The sequence below is a fragment of the Paraburkholderia sp. BR10923 genome (assembly GCF_040948765.1).
Lineage (GTDB): Bacteria > Pseudomonadota > Gammaproteobacteria > Burkholderiales > Burkholderiaceae > Paraburkholderia > Paraburkholderia youngii.
This window is the reverse complement of the sequence record NZ_JBFPKO010000003.1, coordinates 23,696-44,163: the sequence shown is the minus strand read 5'-3', so window position 1 is coordinate 44,163 and position 20,468 is coordinate 23,696. Positions and strand designations below refer to the sequence as shown.

General features: G+C 65.5%; 18 protein-coding genes and 1 pseudogene. 7 read left to right on the top strand and 12 right to left on the bottom strand.

The features are described 5' to 3' along the window. Positions 1–119 precede the first annotated feature (119 nt). Together AB3X94_RS06170 and argS are read right to left on the bottom strand one after the other, a co-directional pair. The gene (locus AB3X94_RS06170) at positions 120–941 is read right to left on the bottom strand and encodes an SPOR domain-containing protein (RefSeq protein ID WP_368611044.1); all 822 of its coding nucleotides are present in this window, start codon (positions 939–941) and stop codon (positions 120–122) included. A 79-nt stretch (positions 942–1,020) separates the two neighbouring features. After that, complete coding sequence (gene argS, locus AB3X94_RS06165; RefSeq protein ID WP_368611043.1) at positions 1,021–2,811, bottom strand: arginine--tRNA ligase; 1,791 nt, start codon at positions 2,809–2,811, stop codon at positions 1,021–1,023. 458 nt (positions 2,812–3,269) lie between these two features. On the opposite strand from argS, the gene AB3X94_RS06160 reads away from it, so the two are divergent. Further along, positions 3,270–3,596, top strand: a complete 327-nt coding sequence (locus AB3X94_RS06160; RefSeq protein WP_013088219.1) for a DUF1840 domain-containing protein — start codon at positions 3,270–3,272, stop codon at positions 3,594–3,596. A 131-nt stretch (positions 3,597–3,727) separates the two neighbouring features. Here the strand turns inward: AB3X94_RS06160 and AB3X94_RS06155 are convergent, their stop codons facing one another. The 7 genes and pseudogenes from AB3X94_RS06155 to AB3X94_RS06125 all read right to left on the bottom strand — a co-directional run bounded on the left by AB3X94_RS06155 (position 3,728) and on the right by AB3X94_RS06125 (position 11,844). Further along, complete coding sequence (locus AB3X94_RS06155) at positions 3,728–3,925, bottom strand: acid-shock protein (RefSeq protein WP_176122261.1); 198 nt, start codon at positions 3,923–3,925, stop codon at positions 3,728–3,730. Between the two features lie 188 nt (positions 3,926–4,113). Further along, positions 4,114–6,840, bottom strand: a pseudogene (metH, locus tag AB3X94_RS06150) (methionine synthase); the annotation flags it as partial. 62 nt (positions 6,841–6,902) lie between these two features. Then, complete coding sequence (locus tag AB3X94_RS06145) at positions 6,903–7,973, bottom strand: homocysteine S-methyltransferase family protein (RefSeq protein ID WP_368611042.1); 1,071 nt, start codon at positions 7,971–7,973, stop codon at positions 6,903–6,905. Positions 7,974–8,268: 295 nt separating this feature from the next. Continuing rightward, positions 8,269–8,526, bottom strand: coding sequence for a DUF3567 domain-containing protein (locus tag AB3X94_RS06140; RefSeq protein ID WP_013088223.1), 258 nt, complete (start codon positions 8,524–8,526; stop codon positions 8,269–8,271). Positions 8,527–8,645: 119 nt separating this feature from the next. Continuing rightward, the gene (locus AB3X94_RS06135) at positions 8,646–9,434 is read right to left on the bottom strand and encodes an alpha/beta fold hydrolase (RefSeq protein WP_368611041.1); all 789 of its coding nucleotides are present in this window, start codon (positions 9,432–9,434) and stop codon (positions 8,646–8,648) included. A gap of 152 nt (positions 9,435–9,586) precedes the next feature. After that, the gene (locus tag AB3X94_RS06130; protein ID WP_368611040.1) at positions 9,587–10,876 is read right to left on the bottom strand and encodes a DUF3108 domain-containing protein; all 1,290 of its coding nucleotides are present in this window, start codon (positions 10,874–10,876) and stop codon (positions 9,587–9,589) included. A gap of 41 nt (positions 10,877–10,917) precedes the next feature. Beyond that, positions 10,918–11,844, bottom strand: a complete 927-nt coding sequence (locus AB3X94_RS06125) for an IclR family transcriptional regulator (protein WP_176109696.1) — start codon at positions 11,842–11,844, stop codon at positions 10,918–10,920. Between the two features lie 159 nt (positions 11,845–12,003). On the opposite strand from AB3X94_RS06125, the gene AB3X94_RS06120 reads away from it, so the two are divergent. The 6 genes from AB3X94_RS06120 to rfaE2 all read left to right on the top strand — a co-directional run bounded on the left by AB3X94_RS06120 (position 12,004) and on the right by rfaE2 (position 18,251). Continuing rightward, on the top strand, positions 12,004–12,987 hold the full coding sequence (locus tag AB3X94_RS06120; RefSeq protein ID WP_368611039.1) for a fumarylacetoacetate hydrolase family protein: 984 nt from the start codon (positions 12,004–12,006) through the stop codon (positions 12,985–12,987). A 196-nt stretch (positions 12,988–13,183) separates the two neighbouring features. Then, positions 13,184–14,437, top strand: coding sequence for an ABC transporter substrate-binding protein (locus AB3X94_RS06115; RefSeq protein WP_368611038.1), 1,254 nt, complete (start codon positions 13,184–13,186; stop codon positions 14,435–14,437). A 54-nt stretch (positions 14,438–14,491) separates the two neighbouring features. Continuing rightward, positions 14,492–15,349 (top strand): enoyl-CoA hydratase/isomerase family protein, encoded by an 858-nt coding sequence (locus AB3X94_RS06110; RefSeq protein ID WP_368611037.1) that lies wholly within the window; start codon positions 14,492–14,494, stop codon positions 15,347–15,349. Between the two features lie 82 nt (positions 15,350–15,431). Further along, positions 15,432–16,256 carry a PhaM family polyhydroxyalkanoate granule multifunctional regulatory protein gene (locus AB3X94_RS06105; RefSeq protein WP_176109692.1) on the top strand — a complete coding sequence of 275 codons (825 nt, stop codon included), beginning with the start codon at positions 15,432–15,434 and terminating at the stop codon, positions 16,254–16,256. Between the two features lie 480 nt (positions 16,257–16,736). Beyond that, the gene (locus tag AB3X94_RS06100; protein ID WP_176109691.1) at positions 16,737–17,615 is read left to right on the top strand and encodes a ferritin-like domain-containing protein; all 879 of its coding nucleotides are present in this window, start codon (positions 16,737–16,739) and stop codon (positions 17,613–17,615) included. Positions 17,616–17,768: 153 nt separating this feature from the next. Beyond that, positions 17,769–18,251 carry a D-glycero-beta-D-manno-heptose 1-phosphate adenylyltransferase gene (rfaE2, locus tag AB3X94_RS06095; protein WP_176109690.1) on the top strand — a complete coding sequence of 161 codons (483 nt, stop codon included), beginning with the start codon at positions 17,769–17,771 and terminating at the stop codon, positions 18,249–18,251. A 68-nt stretch (positions 18,252–18,319) separates the two neighbouring features. Here rfaE2 and AB3X94_RS06090 read toward each other — a convergent pair whose 3' ends face one another. The 3 genes from AB3X94_RS06090 to AB3X94_RS06080 all read right to left on the bottom strand — a co-directional run bounded on the left by AB3X94_RS06090 (position 18,320) and on the right by AB3X94_RS06080 (position 20,412). After that, on the bottom strand, positions 18,320–18,559 hold the full coding sequence (locus AB3X94_RS06090) for a hypothetical protein (RefSeq protein WP_368611036.1): 240 nt from the start codon (positions 18,557–18,559) through the stop codon (positions 18,320–18,322). A gap of 78 nt (positions 18,560–18,637) precedes the next feature. Beyond that, positions 18,638–19,477 (bottom strand): type III pantothenate kinase, encoded by an 840-nt coding sequence (locus AB3X94_RS06085; protein ID WP_368611035.1) that lies wholly within the window; start codon positions 19,475–19,477, stop codon positions 18,638–18,640. Then, entirely contained in the window at positions 19,474–20,412 is a 939-nt protein-coding gene (locus tag AB3X94_RS06080; protein ID WP_176122248.1) for a biotin--[acetyl-CoA-carboxylase] ligase, read from the bottom strand. Before AB3X94_RS06080 ends, AB3X94_RS06085 begins: the two co-directional genes overlap by 4 nt. Between the last annotated feature and the right edge of the window lie 56 nt (positions 20,413–20,468).

Here is a 20,468-nt window from a genome sequence, read left to right as displayed (position 1 = left end):
CGCTGGTGGGATTCGGTGTGGTGGCCCGCCACAATACAGGTCGAAGCGGCCATCGTGCTTGTGACTCGCAGGCCGCGCCGATAGTTCGACGCGCCGCGCGGGCCGGCATTACCGTTTATTTATTGTTTGGTGAAGCGGATCACCGCGGTATCGACACCTGCGTCCGACAGACGCTGACGGCTCGAATTCATGTCCTCGAACTTCGAGAACGGCCCGATGCGCACGCGGTAGTACGTGACGCCGCCGGCATCGCGCTGCGTGACCTTCGATTCGAAGCCCTGGAACGCGAGGCGCGCGCGCTGCTGCTCGGCATCGGCGGCGGTCTTGTACGCGCCGACCTGCAGGAAGTAGCCGGTGTTCGCGTCGCCGGGTGCAGGTGCAGGTGCGGGCGCGGGCGCGGCAGCCGAGCCAGGCTTGACGTTGGCCAGGGTGGTCGCGCTCGAGCTCTTCGGCGCGGAGCCTGCCGCGGTGGCGGCCGGTGCGCTCGAGGTCTGCGGCTTCTTCGCCGGCGCGGGCGCGACGATGCCGCCGGTGCCGTTTTCCTGCGCGGGGTTCGGCGCGACCGCCGTACCGTTGCTATTCGCGTTGCCGCCCGACGGCGGGACTTCGACGATCTGCGGTTCTTCGAGCATGCCCGACTGGGTCTGCGCGTTGGTCTGGCCCGGCGCGGTGTTCGGCGGCGCGGGTTGCGCGGCCTGCGGCACCGGCTGGCCCGGCGTCTTGCCTTGCAGCGGACGGTTCGGATCATATTGCGCCTGGCTCGCGCCGTTGTCGGTCGGCGCCGGTGGCGCGACCTTCGACACGAACGGCGTAGGCGCACGGGTGATATACAGCGCCACCACCACCGCGATCGCCAGGCCGACGATCAGGCCCAGCACGATGCCGAGAAAAGTGCCCCCGGTTTGCTTCGATTGCTTTGTTGTGCGGCGTGGTTTTGCCATCGTACGAATCACCTGCAAAAAGAATCCAGGAACGGCCGCCGATTATAACGACGGCCGCGCGCATATTACGCTGGAGGAGTTACATCTTGACGGGAGCGGAGACGCCGATCGTCGCGAGACCGTTGGCCAGCACCTGGCGCGTGGCCGCGAGCAGCGCGACGCGAGCGTTGCGTTCGGCCGCATCGTCGACCAGCACGCGCTCGGCACGATCATTGTAGAACGAGTGAAATTCGCCGGCGAGTTCTCGCAAGTAGAACGCGACCGCGTGCGGCGCGAGTTCGTCGGCGGCGTGCTGCAGCATGTCCGGGAATTCGGCGAGCTTGTTGAGCAGCGCCATCGAGCGCTCGCTCGCGAGCGGCGCGAGATCGACGCTCGGCAGTGCGCTTTCGTCGAGGCCGTAGCGCGCGTTGCATTCGGCGATCACCGAGCAGATGCGGGCGTGCGCATACTGCACGTAGTGCACCGGATTCTCGTCGTTCTGCTTCAGCGCGAGGTCGATGTCGAACACGAACTCGGTGTCCGCCTTGCGCGAAATCAGGAAGAAGCGCACCGCGTCGCGGCCGCGGCGGATGGTTTCCTCGTCGATCAGATCGACGGCCGCTTCCGAGCCCGGCATCGCGCCACCCGACCATTCGATCAGGTCGCGCACCGTCACGTAGCTGCCCGCGCGCTTCGAGATCTTCACCTCTTCGCCGTTGCGCATGACCGTGACCATCTTGTGCAGGATGTAGTCGGGGTAGCCCTTCGGAATGCCGATGCCGAGACCCTGCAGACCGGCGCGCACGCGCGCGATCGTGCCGTGGTGATCCGAGCCCTGCACGTTGATGACCTTCGTGAAGCCGCGCTCCCACTTCGCGACGTGATAGGCGACGTCCGGCACGAAGTACGTGTAGGTGCCGTCGGTCTTGCGCATCACGCGGTCCTTGTCGTCGCCGTCGTCGGTCGTGCGCAGCCACAGCGCGCCTTCCTGCTCGTAAGTCTTGCCCGCGGCGATCAGCGCGTCGACGGTTTTCTCCACGCGGCCTTCCGTGTACAGCGACGATTCCAGGTAGTACTGGTCGAACTTCACGCCGAACGCCTGCAAATCCATGTCCTGCTCACGACGCAGATACGTGACGGCGAAGCGGCGGATCGCCTCGAGGTCCTCGACGTCGCGCGCGCCGGTGACCGGCTCGCCGTCGCTCGCCTCGACCGTGATGCCGTTCAGATAGTCCTTGGCGATGTCGGCGATGTACTCGCCGTTGTAGGCCGACGCGGGCCAGCCTTCGTCGCCGGGGGCGAGGCCGCGTGCGCGTGCCTGGGTCGACAGCGCGAGCGTGTTGATCTGCACGCCGGCGTCGTTGTAGTAGAACTCGCGATGCACGTCCCAGCCCTGCGACTGGAGCACGTGCGCAAGCGCGTCGCCGAGCGCGGCCTGGCGGCCGTGGCCGACGTGCAGCGGGCCGGTCGGGTTGGCCGACACGAACTCGATCAGCACGTGCTTGCCGGCGTCGCGCCGCGAGCGGCCGTACGCATCCTTCTCGGCGAACACGGCGGCGATCACGCCTTGCTTGGCGGCGGCCGTGAGGCGCAGGTTGATGAAGCCGGGGCCCGCCACTTCGGCAGTATCGATCAGGCCTTTGGCCTGCGGATTGACGAGCAGCGCGTCGACGATCTGTTGCGCGAGCTGGCGCGGATTGGCGCGCAGCGGCTTGGCAAGCTGCATCGCGACGTTGCACGCGACGTCGCCATGCGCGGCGACTTTCGGGCGCTCCAGCGCGATGGCGGGCGAGACGAAAGCGGCTTCGGTCGCGCCTTGCGTGGCGGTTGCGACCTGCTTCACCGTGTCGGCGAGCAGTGTTTCGAGTGTGTGTTTATGTGCGGGCAGCATGCTTGTTGCAAGTCCAGTGAGGCAATCCGGTAAGGCGGAAGAGGCGCCAGCCGCGGCCGGTGTCGCAAGCGTGGAGCGGCCGCGCTTTGAGGCGCTGATGGCTGCGTCGCCGGCACAGCGTCCCCAGGCGATGCGGCGACCCGCAACTCAAGCCGCGCAACGCGGTGGACTCCGCACGGCGGCTTGCCGTTACGCAGGCTCGCGCGGTATGCGGATTGCGGCCCATGATTCGACGCCCCCGGTTGCCCGCGTGCGCGATGCTCGTCGAGCCGCGCCGTACGTGGCGCTGGGCGGCGCGCTTTTCCGTTCAGACGGATTTTAGCAGGTGCTAATATGTTCAATGAGCTGCCCGCGAGGGGTGTGGCCGCCGCGCCTTGCCGGCGCCACGTCAGGCGCGCGCAGCTGCAGCCCTTGGGACGCTCGTGCGCTCACCCGACATAACGAAAAAGGGAACAGTCATGCTGATTACTTTCAAGTGCCACGCCTGCCCGGACGTGATGATGCTGGAGAATCTGGCGCAGTATCTGGTCGGCATTGTCGGCAAACGCCTTGGGCAGCGGGGCGTCATCACTCACGACGAACTGGGCCCGGCCATTGAAAAGCTCGAAGCGGCGATCACATCCGATAAGCAGGAGCGCGCCGAGCACGAGGGCCATTTCCACGAGGGCGAGGACGGCCGTGATCGTCACGAGATTCCGCCCGGTCTCGCGCAGCGCGCGTATCCGTTCCTCGACATGCTGCGCGCGGCGCAGAAGGAAAACGCGGATATCGTCTGGGGGATCTGATTTCTGGCGGGTCCCGAGCGCCGCGGTCCGGACTCAGAAGGACTTCGTAAGCGCTCTTTTGGCGCACCAAAGAAAAGAGCCCGCTCGACGCGGGCTCTTTGCCATTCAGAAGGTTTTATCCGCCGTGCCGCTCATTGGCTCTCGGAGGCCGCCGACGCTGCCGCGCCCTTCTTCATCTTTTGCTTCTTCGCCTTTTTGACATGCGCCTCGGTGGGGGGCGAGTAGGAGCTGACCGAGCTCGATCCGCCCGGCGCGGCGGGCTGCGCGAGCGCCATGGAGGCACCCGCGGCCAGTGAAACAGCGGTCAATAACAGTGTCAGCTTCTTCATACGATTTTCTCCGTTGACGGTTGCAATCTCGGTGAGCCGGCGCGTCGTGCTCGCGCCTGACGGGGTGAAAGCCGACTCAGTCTACAAAGCCGAAATTGCCGTGGCGCCAAATATTCAGTCTTTCGGACTCGATATAGTCGCGCATGCGTGGCCCGGGCCGCACGGCCGGGCCACGCATCGCTTCACGCTCAAAGCAACGGCGCCAACGCGCGCTCGGCGTCCGCTTTCGAGAGCGACATCCGCTGCGCGTAGTCGTCGAGCTGATCCGCGCCGATCTTGCCGACCGAGAAATAGGTGCTGTCCGGATGCGCGAGGTAGAAGCCCGACACGCTCGCGGCCGGCAGCATCGCCAGCGATTCGGTCACGCTCATGCCGATTTCGTTCGCCTGCAGCACCTCGAACATGTCTCGCTTGACGAGATGGTCGGGGCAGGCCGGGTAGCCCGGCGCCGGGCGAATGCCGCGGTATTTTTCGGCGATCAGTTCGTCGTTGGAGAGGTTTTCGCTGCTCGCGTAGCCCCACAGGTCGCGCCGCACACGCGCGTGCATCGCTTCGGCGAACGCTTCGGCGAGCCGGTCCGCGAGCGCCTTCAGCATGATCGCGCTGTAGTCATCGAGATCCTTCTCGAACTGCTTCTCCTTCACGTCGACGCCAAGACCCGCCGTCACCGCGAACATGCCGATGTAGTCGGCGACGCCCGAGTCCTTCGGCGCGATGAAGTCGGCGAGCGACCGGTTCGGTCGCATCACCCCGTCGACCACCGGCCGCACACTCTGTTGACGCAGATTGCGCCAGGTGAGCGCGACTTCGGTGCGCGATTCGTCCGTGTAGATTTCGATGTCGTCGTCGTTCACCGTGTTGGCCGGCAACAGCGTGATCACGCCGTTGGCCTGCAGCCAGCGGCCCTGAATCAGACGCGCGAGCATCGACTTGCCGTCGGAGAACACGCGTCGCGCCGATTCGCCGACGATCTCGTCGTTGAGGATCGCCGGATATGGGCCGGCGAGATCCCACGTCTGGAAAAACGGACCCCAGTCGATATAGTTCGCGAGCTCGTTCAGATCGAAGTTCTTGAACACGCGTCGGCCGATGAACTTCGGCTTGACCGGCTGATAGCCCGCCCAGTCGATCTTCGTCTTATTGGCGCGCGCTTGGGCGAGTGTGACCATCGGCTGCGCTTTTTTGTTCGCGTGCTGATCGCGGATGCGGTTGTAGTCGGCGTTCAGTTCGTGGATGTACTTCGCGGCGCCCTCGTCGGACAGCAGGCTCGAGGCGACCGACACCGAGCGCGACGCGTCCGGCACGTAGACCACCGGACCCTCGTACTGCGGGGCGATCTTCACCGCCGTGTGCACGCGCGAGGTGGTCGCGCCGCCGATCAGCAGCGGAATCTTCTTCACGCGGAAGTAGTCGTCGCGCTGCATTTCCGACGCGACGTAGGCCATCTCTTCGAGACTCGGCGTAATCAGGCCCGACAGCCCGACGATGTCCGCGCCCTCGACCTTCGCCTTCGCGAGGATCTCATTGCACGGGACCATCACGCCCATGTTGACCACTTCGAAGTTGTTGCACTGGAGGACGACCGACACGATGTTCTTACCGATGTCGTGCACGTCGCCCTTGACGGTCGCGATGATGATCTTGCCCTTCGCGCGCACATCGCCGCCGGCCGCCGCGAGCTGGCGCTTTTCTTCCTCGATGAACGGGATCAGATGCGCGACCGCCTGCTTCATCACGCGCGCCGACTTCACGACCTGCGGCAGGAACATCTTGCCCTGACCGAACAGGTCGCCGACGATGTTCATGCCGTCCATCAGCGGGCCTTCGATCACATTGATCGGACGGCCGCCCTCGGCGGCGATCTTCGCGCGCACTTCCTCGGTGTCTTCGACGATGAAGGTCGTGATGCCGCTCACGAGCGCGTGCGCGAGACGCTTTTCGACCGGCTGGTTGCGCCACTCGAGGTTCTCTTCCTTCTTCGCGGCGCCGCTCTTGAACTTGTCGGCAATTTCGAGCAGACGGTCGGTACCGTCTTCACGTCGATTCAGCACGACGTCTTCGACCCGCTCGCGCAGTTCGGGATCGAGCTCGGCATAGACGCCGAGCTGACCGGCGTTGACGATGCCCATGTCCATCCCCGCCTGGATCGCGTGATAGAGGAACACGGTGTGAATCGCCTCGCGCACCGGGTCGTTGCCGCGAAACGAGAACGACACGTTCGACACGCCGCCGCTCACCTTCGCGTACGGCAGGTTCTGCTTGATCCAACGCGTCGCCTCGATGAAGTCGACCGCGTAGTTGTTGTGCTCCTCGATGCCGGTCGCGATCGCGAAGATGTTCGGATCGAAGATGATGTCTTCGGGCGGGAAGCCGACTTCGTTGACGAGTATCTCGTACGAGCGCCGGCAGATTTCCTTCTTGCGCGCGAACGTATCGGCCTGGCCCTGTTCGTCGAAGGCCATCACGACGCTGGCCGCGCCGTAGCGCCGAATCAGCTTCGCGTGGTGAACGAACTGCTCCTTGCCTTCCTTCAGCGAGATCGAATTGACGATCGCCTTGCCCTGCACGCATTTGAGCCCCGCCTCGATCACGTCCCACTTCGACGAGTCGATCATGATCGGCACGCGCGCGATGTCCGGCTCCGACGCGATCAGATTCATGAAGCGCACCATCGCCGCTTTCGAATCGAGCATCGCCTCGTCCATGTTGATGTCGATGACCTGCGCGCCGTTCTCGACCTGCTGGCGCGCGACGGCCAACGCCTCGTCGAACTGATTGTTCAGGATCATTCGCGCGAACGCTTTCGAGCCGGTCACGTTAGTGCGTTCGCCAACGTTGATGAAGAGCGTCCCGGACGTGACGTTGAACGGCTCGAGGCCGCTAAGGCGCATGGTGTGGTCGGTCATGGCGTATGTACGAGTCGGGTGCGTGCGTTAAGGGGCGTGCTGGGCGTCGGGGTGAAGTGCGTAAGGCCGGCTCAGGCCGCGTCGCGATACTGGCTCGGCCACTTGCGCGGCTTCAGATCGGCGAGCGCCTTCGCGATCGCCGCGATGTGCTCGGGCGTCGTGCCGCAGCAGCCGCCCGCGATGTTCACGAGCCCCGCTTCGGCGAATTCCTTCAGCAGGCCCGAGGTATCCGCGGGCAATTCGTCGAAGCCGGTGTCGCTCATCGGATTCGGCAGACCGGCGTTCGGATAGCACGACACGTAGGTGTCGCACAGCTTGGCGAGCTCGGCGATATACGGGCGCATCAGCGCCGCGCCGAGCGCGCAGTTCAGGCCGAACGTGAGCGGCTTCGCGTGACGCAGCGAGTTCCAGAAGGCCTCGACGGTCTGGCCGGACAAAATGCGGCCCGAGGCATCGGTGACGGTGCCCGAGATCATGATCGGCAGACGCTCGCCGGTGTTTTCGAACAGTTCGTCGAGCGCGAACAGCGCCGCTTTCGCGTTCAGCGTGTCGAAGATCGTTTCGACGAGGAACAGGTCCGCGCCGCCGTCGAGCAGCGCTTTCGCCTGCTCGTAGTACGCGGTGCGCAGTTCGTCGAAGGTCACATTGCGCGCGCCGGGATCGTTGACGTCCGGCGAAATGCTGGCGGTTTTCGGCGTCGGGCCGATTGCGCCGGCGACGAAGCGCGGCTTGTCCGGCGTCGCGTATTTGTCGCACGCGGCGCGCGCGAGCTTCGCCGATTCGATGTTCATCTCGACGGCGAGCGACTCCATGCCGTAGTCGGCCTGTGCGACCGTGGTCGCACCGAACGTGTTGGTCTCGATGATGTCCGCGCCCGCCGCCAGATACTGCTCGTGAATCTCGGAGATGATCTTCGGCTGGGTGATCGACAGCAGTTCGTTGTTGCCCTTGATGTCGCGCGCGTAGTCCTTGAAGCGCTCGCCGCGATAGCTGGCTTCGTCGAGCTTGTAGCGCTGGATCATCGTGCCCATCGCGCCGTCCAGGATCAGGATGCGCGAGTTCAGCAGCGCGGGCAGCGCTGCGCCGCGAGTATAGGCGGGCTCGGAACGGACTGGCGTGATGGATTGAGCAGGCTGGGTCATGGCGGACGAGGGCTTGCGCCGGCATTGGCGGAAAGCCTGTCATTGTAGCCGCTGCCGCGCGGATGCGCCCGGCGGGCGGGGGGCGTGTTTGAGGCGCGACCGGCAAAATCGACCGATACGAATGCGCCGCGTCAGCAATTCAGAACGCGCTAACAGATGAAGCAATAAAAAATAGCCCGGCAAGCCAAAGCCTGCCGGGCCGTTTTCATTGCCGCCGACCGCAAGATGGAACCCGCCGGACAAGCCGCGCGGTACGGTCGATCGATGTCGCCTGAGCGCCAGCAAACCCCTCCGGTCAATGCAGAACAACGGGTTGGTGCATCAAGCTGTCGAATTGACCGAGGAATTCGTCGACCTCGTCGAGCGTCGGCTCGCCTTCGATCAGCTTTTGCACATGCTCGCGAAAACGCGCCGCCATTGCACCGTCGATGTAGATTTCGCGCTGCATGTTCTTGTCAACAATCTCGTAGCCGCCCGACTTCATGGCCAGCTGACCTTCCTGCGGAGGAAACTCGACGACACAGTAGTTAGGGCTGTTATAGATCATTTGCATGGCGACACTCCTTATTTCCGTTGGGCTCCTGCCCTTTTCTGCAACATAGGTGGAGCATGGGGGATGGAATTCAAGGGGTGGGTCCGGACGACGCAAGTAAAAAACTCCGGACCTGACGGTTAGACTCGCCGCTCCAGAAACGATTCAAGCAACGCGGCAAAACGGTGAGATTGCTCGACGGGCGCGAGATGCGCGGCATCCAGCAACTCGAAGCGGGCGCCCTCGATCGCCTCCGCTATTGCCTGCGTAGCAGCAGGGGGCGTGCCCGTGTCGTGACGTCCGGCCACCGTCAGCGTAGGCAAGCGGATCGCGCCGTGCTTGCCGCGCAGGTCGAAGTCGCGCAGCGCCTCGCAGGCCATCGCGAAGCCTTCCGGCGGGGTGCGCGCAAATGCCTCACGGATCGGCTCGACCGCTTCGGGATGCCCGGCCTGAAAGTCAGGCGTGAGCCAACGCGCGATCGTCGACGGCAGCAGCGCCTCCATGCCGTCGCTGCGAGCGGTGTGGGCGCGCTGATTCCACAACTCGCGGTTTTCGGGCGGAGTGCCGCCGGTGCTGTCGGCGATCGTCAGCGTGTCGACGCGCAATGGATGGTCGAGCGCGAATTGCTGCGCGATCATGCCGCCGAGCGACAGGCCGACCAGGTGCGTCGTCCGCGCGCCGAGCGCATCGAGCAGTTTGGCAAGATCGTCGGCCAGATCGCGCATGGTGAACGGCTCGCGCGCGACCGCGCTGTGGCCGTGGCCGCGCACGTCGTAGCGCAGCACTGTGTAATCGTCGCGGAAATAGCCGGCCATCTGATCCCAGATGGAAAGATCGCCGCCCAGCTGATGGATGAACGTGAGCCACGGGCCGCCGCCTTCGTTGCTCAGCACGTAGCGTGTTTCGATACCGTTGATGTTCACTTGCATGCAGGACTCCTTTGAAGGAAACGCAGTGAAAAAGCGCGGTGGGTCGCCCCGTTCGCGCAAACGGAGGCTCCATTGACGTGCGAGTCAGTGTTGCAAAGTAAGTTTCGCCGATCTCGAGCAGATCTGCTCGTGACACTGTGTCACGACAAGTGTCACGGTTTGATGATTGTTGGAGCGGTTGAATCGACCGCTGCGGCGGGGGCGGGCTCGGGCGTTACTGCCGATGCGTCGGCCGGCGCCGGCGCAGGGCTCGTGGCGGAGGGGGCAGAGGGGGCTGAGGGCGAGGCATCCACCGCCGACGCCCCATCGACATTTAGCTTGCCGCGCCACACCAGCTCGAACTGGGTACCGTTCGGCTCCGTCTGCAGAATGCGCGCGGGCAGCCAGCCGAGCGACGGCGCGAGCCACACGTCGATGCGGCGCTGGTCGCCATCGTGCCGCGGCAGACGTTTGAAATGACGCGTCTGCAGGTAGCCCTGTGCCGCGCGGATCGTTTCGTCGCCGATCGTCTCGATCGGCCAGTTCTCGCCGCTATCGGAATCGACGACGAAAAACTGTCGCGTCACGCCGGGCTTATAGGCGTCCGGTTCGCCGCGCACGAGGCTTGCGAGCTGCATCACGACGCTGAAGCGGTCCTGCGCGCCGTCGGGCAACGGTAACGAGGCGGGCGTGCGCGTGAAGCCAATCTTCCCGTCGCTGCGATTGAAGATCGCGATGTCTTCCGCGCGACGGCCACGCTTTTCGCTGTACTGCGCCGGCGCGAGGCCAAACGCGTCGATCCCTCCGTGGCTCGAAAACACGAACGGACCGACGAACGGCAGCGGCACCGATACGACCATTTCGTAGCCTTGCCCATTGCTCGCCCAATGGATCGTGCCGGGCGCGTTGCGCACGCCGTTGTAGAACGTGTCGTAGTCGAGTTCGGCCGATGGCGGCACCGAAAACTTCACGCCCTGCGACGCCTGCGGCGCGCTGGCCGCGCCAGCGGCACTCGCCGCGGCGCGGCTGGCATTGGCATTGACCGGCGCATTCGCGCTCGCGGCGGCGGGCGGCGCGCTTGCCGCGGCCTCCGACGCCGGCGTGGCCGCCGGCTCGTTCGGCTTGGCCGGCTGCAACGCGCTCAACACATGCTGCTCGCGCGGCGGACGTGCCGCGGGCTTGCGTGTGGGCGCGGGTGGGTGCGGTGCCGGCGCGGCCGGCTTTGGCGCCGGTTGACGCTCGACCCTCTCGGGCGTCAGCAGCGCGACCTGCACCGGCACATGCTCGTGATTCGCCGGATTCAGATCCACGCGATTGCGCTCGAACCATTGCGCCGCGATCCAGTGCAAGATCGCCACGACCACGAGCACCGCGATCCAGCGTCCCGCGCGCGCCCCGCGTCCAGGCCCGCTGCCCAAAGCGGGAAGGCGATCACCACGGCGGTTGGCGGAAGCAAAATCCATCGGCGCTTGACTCTGTGAGAGCTTGAAAGGACTGGCGCGTATCAACCGTTGTCGCTACGCGGGATCGCGCTATAGCCGAGTTCGTACGACAGCTTGCGCGCGCATTCGCGCAGCGCGGTATCGATCTCGCCACCCCAGCGGATATCGAACCCGCCTTCATGGCCGAGCGCGACGAGAGCGAGTGCGAGTTCGCCGGTCGAATCGAATACCGGCATCGAAAACGCGTGGATCGTTGGCAGCAGCATGCCTTCGACTCGCGCGGCCTCGTGCTCGCGCACCTCGGCGAGCACCTTGTCGACGTCTTCGCGGGTGCGCGGCGCGCCGCTATGCGACGAACGCCGCGAGTCGGCCAGCTCGCGCTCGATCATCGCCTCGGTCTTGCCGGATGGCAGGTAGGCAGCGAACAGCAGACCGGTCGCGGAACTCAGCAAGGGCATCACGTCGCCGAGTTTCAACGATGCCTTGGCCGGATAGCTCGACTCCATCCAGTGCACCATCGTCGGCCCCTGATTGCCCCACACGGCGATGCCGACCGTCAGATCGAGCCGGTCGCGCAACTCGGCGAGCGCGATGCGCGCGAGCTTCACACCGTCGACCCGCGCAAGCCGCGCGAGCCCCAGCTGCAACGCGAAGCCGCCGAGTTCGTAGCGGCCGGACAGCGGGTCTTGCGCGACCACGCCGAGACGCAGAAAGCTGACCAGATAGCGATGCGCCTTCGCCGGACTCATGCCCGCGCGCTGCGCGAGATCGCGCAGCATCATTGCGCGCGGCTCGTGGGTCAGCACGTCGAGCAGCCTGAACCCGACCTCGATCGACTGGATGCCCGAGCGCAGTTTTTCTTCGCCGGGTTCACCAGCTTCGTCATCGACACCGGTTGCGTCGGTGGCATCGGCGGGGTCGGGCAGTTCGTCGGCGGACGCGGGGTCGGTGCGGGTGCGGATCGTGCCGGAGCGGGCGTTGGCGGACATGTGCAAAAGGCGCGGGCAGCGCGTTCGGTAATCGTAATAGGCGCGTAACGGCGGTGGTGACAGTGACAGCGACGAAGAACACGCACATCTTGGGCCGCGCCGATTCACCATCGTAGAATAGATTCCTTCCATCGTCACTAATACACGGTTCACAGCTCTATGAAACTTGCCTCGCTGAAGGACGGCACGCGCGACGGTCAACTGATCGTCGTGTCCCGCGACCTGCACACGGCGGCCATCGCCGACGCGATCGCGCCCACGCTGCAGCGCGTGCTCGACGACTGGGCCTTCTACGCGCCGCAACTGCACGACCTCTACGATGCGCTGAACCAGGGCCGCGCGCGCAACAGCTTTTCGTTCGACGCTAAAGAGTGCATGGCGCCGTTGCCGCGCGCGTTCCAGTGGGCCGACGGTTCATCGTACGTGAACCATGTCGAACTCGTGCGGCGCGCACGCGGCGCGGAAATGCCGCCCGAATTCTGGACCGACCCGCTGATGTACCAGGGCGGCAGCGACGACTTCATCGGCCCGCGCGACGACATCGTGTGCGCATCGGAACAGTACGGCATCGACTTCGAGGCCGAAGTCGCGGTCATTACCGGTGACGTGCCGATGGGCGCGACGCCCGAGCAGGCATTGCGCGGCGTGCGGCTGGTGACGCTCGTCAACGACGTGTCATTGCGCCACCTGATCCCCGCTGAACTCGCGAAGGGCTTCGGCTTTTTCCAGAGCAAGCCGGCCACGTCGTTCGCGCCGGTCGCGGTGACGCCCGACGAGCTCGGCGAACACTGGCGCGAAGGCCGCATGCATCGGCCGATGATCGTCCACTGGAACGGCAGGAAAGTCGGCCAGCCCGACGCGGGCACCGATATGGTGTTTCACTTCGGTCAGCTGATCGCCCATGCGGCGAAAACGCGCAATCTGCGGGCTGGTTCGATCGTCGGTTCGGGCACGGTGTCGAACAAGGACGCGAAGCGCGGCTACTGCTGTATCGCGGAGAAGCGCTGCCTCGAAACGATCGAGCACGGCGCGCCGCAAACGGAGTTCATGAAGTACGGCGACACCGTGAAGATCGAAATGTTCGACGACGCGGGCAAGTCGATTTTCGGTGCGATCGAGCAGAGCATCGCGCCGCTCGAATGAAGCGCGGCGCTCACGCGGCGATGCGTTGACGCGGCGATACGTGCGAAAGGGTTTCGCCCGATGCCACCGCCCGCGCGCGCGGCTACACTGACTGGCGCGCCGGCTGGGACGGTGCGAATGTCATAAAGCGTGCAGCAACGCATCGGTAGCACATCGGCAATACATCACAACGAAAATCCCGACGTGAGGAGACAGCATGCCGCGATTCAACTTCCCCGCAGATGGACATCGACGCGCTGATGCGTCACTCGTTCAAGCGCGCACGAGCGCGCGCGGCTCGTATCAACGCGGCCGGCGCTTCGCGCGGCGCGCCGCGACGCTGTGCGCCGCGCTCGTCTGCGCGTTGCCGCTGACATCGTTCGCGCAGGTGAAGATCGGTCTCGTGTTGTCGCTGACCGGACCGGCCGCATCGCTCGGCATTCCCGCGCGCGACACGGTCGCGCTGCTGCCGAAACAGATTGGCGGGCAAAACGTCGAGTACATCGTGCTCGACGATGCCTCGGACACGACCCAGGCCGTGCAGGACACCAAGAAGCTGATCAGCGAGAATCACGTCGACGCGATCATCGGCTCATCGATCACGCCGAATTCGCTCGCGATGATCGACGTGGTCGCCGAGGGCGAAACGCCGATGATCTCGCTCGCGTCGTCCGCGAAAATCATCGAACCGGTCGATGCGAAACGTCGCTGGGTCTTCAAGACGCCGCAGACCGACGCGATGATGGCCTCGGCGATCGCCGAGCATGCGAGCGGACACGGCGTGAAGACGATCGCGTTCATCGGCCAGGCCGACGCGCTCGGCGAGACCTTCTACGCCGAGGTCGCGAAGTTCGCGCAGCTGCATCACATCGACGTGGTCGCGAGCGAGCGCTTCAATCGCACCGATCCGAGCGTGACCGGCCAGGTGCTGAAGATTCTCGCGACTCACCCCGACGCGGTGGTGGTCGGCGCGGCCGGCACGCCTGCCGCGCTGCCGCCGAAAACGCTGCGCGAGCGCGGCTACAAAGGCGTCATCTATCACAACCACGGCGTCGGCAATAACGACTTCCTGCGCGTGTGCGGAGCCGATTGCAACGGCACTTACCTGCCCGCGAGCCCGGTGCTGGTCGCCGCGCAATTGCCGGCCGATCATCCGGCCAGGCGCCTCGCGCTCGAATACATCGCGCGCTTCGAGGCGCAGCACGGCGTGGGCAGCGTGTCGGCGTTCGGTTCGTACACCTCGGACGCGAACGCGTTGCTCGAGCACGCAATTCCGCTTGCGTTGAAGAGCGGTGCGCCAGGCACGCCGGCGTTTCGCCGCGCGCTGCGCGATGCGCTCGAAGGAACCCGCGGTCTCGCGGATACCAACGGCGTCGTCAACATGAGCGCGGCCGATCATCTCGGGCTCGATCAGCGCGCGCGCGTGATGGTCGAAATCACTAATGGCAAGTGGCTCTATCAGCCGCATTGAACGGGTCGCGACGTTCCGCGCGCGACTGAACGAATCACCTACGGACTGCTCACCATGACTCAGTCATCGCAACCGAACGACGCGTACTACGCGCACTACCAGTCGCTGCGTTTGCAGCGTCATCCGCACGGCGTGCTCGAAGTCGTGATGAGCGGCGAGGGCGCGAATAAAAGCGGCCTCGCGACCGCGGACGCACGCATGCATTACGAGCTCGCGGAAATCTGGCGCGACATCGATCGCGATCCCGACACGCGCGTCGCGATCATTCGCGGCGAGGGCAAGGGCTTTTCGGCCGGCGGCGATCTGCAGCTCGTCGAGGACATGGCGAACGATTTCGAGGTGCGCACGCGGGTGTGGCGCGAAGCGCGCGACCTCGTCTACAACGTGATCAATTGCGGCAAGCCGATCGTGTCGGCGATGCACGGGCCCGCGGTCGGCGCGGGGCTCGTCGCGGGGCTGCTCGCCGATATCTCGATCGCGGCGAAGACGGCGCGCATCATCGACGGACATACGCGTCTCGGCGTCGCCGCGGGCGACCATGCGGCGATCGTCTGGCCGCTCCTGTGCGGCATTGCGAAGGCGAAGTACTACCTGCTGCTGTGCGAGCCGGTGAGCGGCGAAGAGGCGGAGCGCATCGGGCTCGTGTCGCTCGCGGTCGACGAAAGCGCGCTGCTGCCGAAGGCGTTCGAAGTCGCGCGCAAGCTCGCCGACGGGTCGCAGACCGCCATCCGCTGGACCAAGTACGCGCTGAACAACTGGCTGCGCACGGCGGGGCCCGCGTTCGATACGTCGCTCGCGCTGGAGTTCATGGGCTTCGCGGGGCCCGATGTGCGCGAGGGCTTGAGCTCGTTGCGCGAGCGGCGCGCGCCGGATTTTGGCGCGGGCCGTCCGCGTCACGACGAACCATCGTGATGTCATACCTCAAACGGTATGATCGAATCAACGCGCGCGGCATCGCGCGCTCTACCTGTCATCCAGCACCGAGGCGACAACCATGACCGACACCACTGGCTCCGCGCCGCCCTTTCCCGGCTTTCCCGGTTTTCCGCCCGCTGAAATGCTCGATCGGATGTGGAGCATGATTCGGCTGTCACCGTTCGGCGCCGCCATGACGGGCGCGCAGCCGGGTGGCGGCACGAGTCCGTCGCTGTCGATGATGTCCGACATGATGGCGCCGCTCACGAGCGTCGAGGAGCTCGACAAGCGCATCACCGACATGCGCGCGGTCGAGCAATGGCTGAAGCTGAATCTGAGCATGCTGCAGTCGGCGATCCAGGCGCTCGAAGTGCAGCGCGCGACGCTCGCGACGCTGCGCGCGTTCGGCGCGTTCGCACAGACCTCGATGTCGCAGGCGGCGGCAGCTGCAACGGGTGCGGCCGCGACTGACGCACCGAGCCCCGCTCCGAGCCCCGCGCCGGCGCCGAGCTGGACGAAGCCCGCTGAGCCCGCGCCCGAAAGCGCCCCTCCAGCCGACAGAGACGACGAGGGAGCGCCCGCGGCACCCGGTTTCGATGCATCCGCGTGGTGGAATCTGCTGCAATCGCAGTTCAATCAGATCGCGCAGTTCGCGATGACGCAGCCGTCCGTCGCGGTCGCGGCGGCGGGCGGGGGCACGCAGGGCAACCCGGAGTCGAAGGCTGCGGATCCGTCGGGCGGCGATCCGTCGGGCGGCGATCCGTCGGGCGGCGATCCGTCGGGCACCGGTGCGCGAAGCGCGAAGCCCGCCGCCAAACGGCCGGCCGCGAAGCGCGTCGCGACATCGGCCAAACGCGCGTCCGGCGAGGGCACGAGCGCCGCAACGCAGAAAAAGTCGACGTGAGCGGGCGGTGCGGGCGACACGCTCGCACCCTGCGCGAATTGCCGACTTTATTGAGAGAAGTCAATGCCATAGCACGCTCGCACCGCTTCTGTCACGGGTTTCGCCGGAGGCGCGTGCTATCATCGTGTAAGCTTGATCTGGCTTTGGGGCGTGCGCCGAAAACAACCAATCCCGCCGCTCTCTCGTCATTCGCCGCCGGCGCTACCGGTGCAGGGCTGGACGGTGCGGTTGTCGACCCAGACTGGCTCGACCTCAGGCAAAGGGTATTCCTCATCCACGGTTGGCCGCGGCGCCCGATTCACGCTCCAGGCGCCAATACAACAGACCGGACTTCTTTGCTGCCCGATGCTTCTGGGCGGCCGGTTAACGCGTAAAATTGAATGCTTGGCCGATAAACGGCATGTCCGTTCGTCACAGGTGAAAACGGCTACACGTAGCAGCAACAGACACACACAGTATGTGCAGAACAGGGGTGGGACTATGAACACCATGCTTTATCCGGAACTTTATAAATCGCTCGAATCCGTTCGATGGGACATGGAGAAGGACATTCCCTGGGACAAATTCGATGCATCGCTGTTGACCGACGAGCAGGCCGCGACGATCAAGATGAACGCGATCACCGAATGGTCGGCCTTGCCCGCCACGGAAATGTTTCTGCGTGACAATCATCACGACAGCGATTTCTCCGCATTCATGAGCGTCTGGTTCTTCGAGGAGCAGAAACACTCGCTGGTGCTGATGGAATACCTGCGCCGCTTCAAGCCGGAACTGGTCCCGACCGAAGAGGAACTGCACGCGGTGCGCTTCGAATTCGATCCCGCGCCGCCGCTCGAAACGCTGATGCTGCACTTCTGCGGCGAAATTCGCCTGAATCACTGGTATCGCCGCGCCGCCGAATGGCACACCGAGCCGGTCATCAAGCACATCTACGAAACCATCTCGCGCGACGAAGCGCGCCACGGCGGCGCGTATCTGCGCTACATGAAGAAGGCGATGGCGCAAACCGGCGACATCGCGCGTGCCGCGTTCGCCAAGATCGGCGTGCTGATGGCGTCGGCGCGTCGCACCGAAAAGCCGCTGCACCCCACCAACCTGCACGTGAACCAGGCGCTGTTCCCGCGCGACACGATCCAGTCGCGTCTGCCGGATCCGGAATGGCTCGAGCGCTGGCTCGACGAGCAGATCCGTTTCGACGACGGCTGGGAAAAGAAAGTCGTCGAGCGCATTCTGCACAACCTGTCGCTGCTGTTCGAACGCACGTTCACCACCGCGCAGGAACTGAACCGTTATCGCAAGGAAGTGGTCACGCGTCTGCAAGCCGCTGAACAAAGCCCGGCGCAGCAGCAACCGGCGTAACGGCTCGGGCGGTGTCAGCACCGTTTCAAATGGCGGTCCGGCAGGCGTGAGCTTGCCGGACCGTTTTGCTTCGAGCCGCCCAGCATGTATCGTGGCGGCACCCGGCATTCCTCTTCCCGCAACTTCGCAACTCCCCAACTCTGTGACCGTGCGATGACCGCCATCTTTGAACGCAAGATTCTGACGCGCGATGCCCTGGTGAAGCTGCGTCCTTCGCTGCGCGCGCCCGTCGTATTTACGAACGGCGTGTTCGATATCCTGCATCGCGGTCACGTCACCTATCTGGCCGACGCGAAGGCGTTGGGCGCGTGCCTGATCGTCGGTGTGAATAGCGATGCATCGGTCCGGATGCTCGGCAAAGGCGACGACCGGCCGATCAACAACGAGGCTGACCGCATGGCCTTGCTCGCGGCGCTGGAAAGCGTCGACTACGTGGTGGGCTTCGGCGAGAAAACGCCGGTCGAGCTGATTTCCGCGCTGCGCCCGGACGTGCTCGTGAAGGGCGGCGACTACGACATGGACGCGCTACCCGAATCGGCGCTCGTGCGCGGTTGGGGCGGCAAGGCGCTCGCGATCGCGTTCGAGCACGATCGCTCGACGACCGCGCTGTTGAAGAAGGTGCGCACGCAGGATTGATGCTGCGTGTTGCCGCGCGAACGCGTGGCGCAATGCCGAGCGTCTAATCGACCGCGTCGCTCGGCCGATCACTGCGGCAACTCCGATGTCGAAACCTGTGCCTGCGGTGCGGGTCCGCCGACCACTGCCTGATCGGCCGCGTCGGCGGCGCTGACGGGGCGCACCTTCAGCCAGTTCGGATGAATCTGGCGGTTCAGATGATTCGGCTCGCGTCCGCTGGCGGTGGGCATTGGGCCGAAGGCGCCACGCAGCGCGACGAAAGCCAGCACGTTGACAACAATCAGAATGGCGATCGGCCAGCGAAGCATCGTGGGTATTTCCAATCCAGAAAGAAGTTGAGCGCGGGGTCTGAGGGCGCAACTCGGCCGCACCCGCCCGGCAGGCATTCAGCCGCTTTGGCCCGCCGTATCCTCGGCGGCGATCAGCGCGAGCCCCGACAGCACCAGCGAATCGTGGCGAGTATGCGGCACTTTCAGCGCGCTCGCCACTTCGTCGGCGGCGCCGCCGCTGACCACGAGACGCACCGGCACTTGCCATTCATCCTGCAGATCCCGCCACATCCGCTCGATCAGTCCGGCCTGCGCCAGCGTGCAGCCCGCTGACAGCGAGCGCGGCGTATCCGTTGCGAAAAACGGACCGCGTCGTGCCGCGTCGGCTGTAGCGGCCCCGCCGAGCAGACCGCGCGCGTACTTGGCGTCGAGCGTCGGCAGTTGTGCGGTGTGCTCACCGAGCGAGCGCATCATCAGCGTCCAGCCCGGCGCAATCAATCCGCCGATAAACGCGCCGTCCGCACGCAACGCCTCGAGCGTCGTCGCGGTGCCGAAGGTCGCGAGCAGCAGATGTTCGCCGGGAAAGGCCGCGTGCGCGCCGATCATGCCGCACCAGCGGTCGCTACCGAGCGAGTGCGGTGTCGTATAGCAATTGGTCACGCCGCATTGATGAGCGCTCGCGCGGATCGTCGCGAGCGGCAGTTGCGGCCAGAACGCTTCGACGAGCGCGGCGATGTGCGTCGCGATCTGCGTGCCCGCGACGTTCGAGAGCCACGCGCCGCAGGGCGCTGGCAAGTCGGCCCAACCGGTTTGCGAAGCAGATTGCGCGCGTGGCCCGGCAATGTCGTGATGCGCGAGCGCACCGCTCGCCAACTGCGTCCCGTCCGGCTGCACCAGCGCCCACTTGATCCGGCTATTGCCCGCGTCGATCAGCAGATAAGGCGCGCGCTGCGTCATGCGGCACCGTCGGCGAGGCGCAGCGACACGTCGCCGGTCGCGATGCTCCGGCGGCCTTCGGCCGTATCGAGCAGCAACTGGCCGCGTTCGTCGACGCCCGCCGCCACGCCGCGCGCGAGTTCTTGACCCTGCTCGAGCAGCACCACATCGCGGCCCGCGTACGCATGCACTCCGTTCCAGCGAGCCTGGAACGGTGCGAAGCCTTCAGCGCCGAAGCGCTGCAGCATCGGTTCGAGCGCGTTCAATTCGGCGGCCAGCGTATCGGTCAGATTCGCGTTCGGCAGCGCGCGCTGCAACGCGGTCGGCACGGTGCCGCGCGCCTGCGGCGATACCTCGGCGTTCAGCGCGCCGACCTTCGCCGCGAGTTCGTCGGCACCCTTCACGTTGGTGCCGATGCCGATCACGACCGCGCTCGCGTCGTCGGTGCTCCACGCGGTTTCGATCAGGATGCCGGCGAGCTTGTCGCCTTCGAGCAGCACGTCGTTCGGCCACTTCAGCGCGATCTGTCCGGGACCCGCGACCGGCAGCGAGCGCAGCCCGTCGACGAGCGCGACGCCCACCGCGAGGCTCAAGCCCGCGAGCCCTTCGAGCGGGCGCGGCAATACGCACGCGACTGAAAACAGCAGCGCGTTGCCGGGCTCCGCGTACCACGGCCGGCCACGACGGCCACGCCCGGCGGTCTGCAGATACGCGACGCGCACGATCGGCCGCGGCAGCGCGTTCGCGTGTCGCGGCAGTGCTTTCATGTGCGCCATCAGATCGGCGTTGGTCGAACCGGTTTCTTCGACGATTTCGATCGGCCAGTCATGCGCATGCGCGCCGAACAGTTTGACCGCGCGCTCGCGATCGATGCGCCAGTCGGCCGAAGCCGACGACGAGGCCGCGGCCGCGCTTGCCGCAGCGGGCGGAGAGGCGGGAGTCTTGGAGGCATTCATGCCTCGTATTGTAGCCACAGCAAACCCGCCTGGGACTCGAATGCCGACCGGCGAGG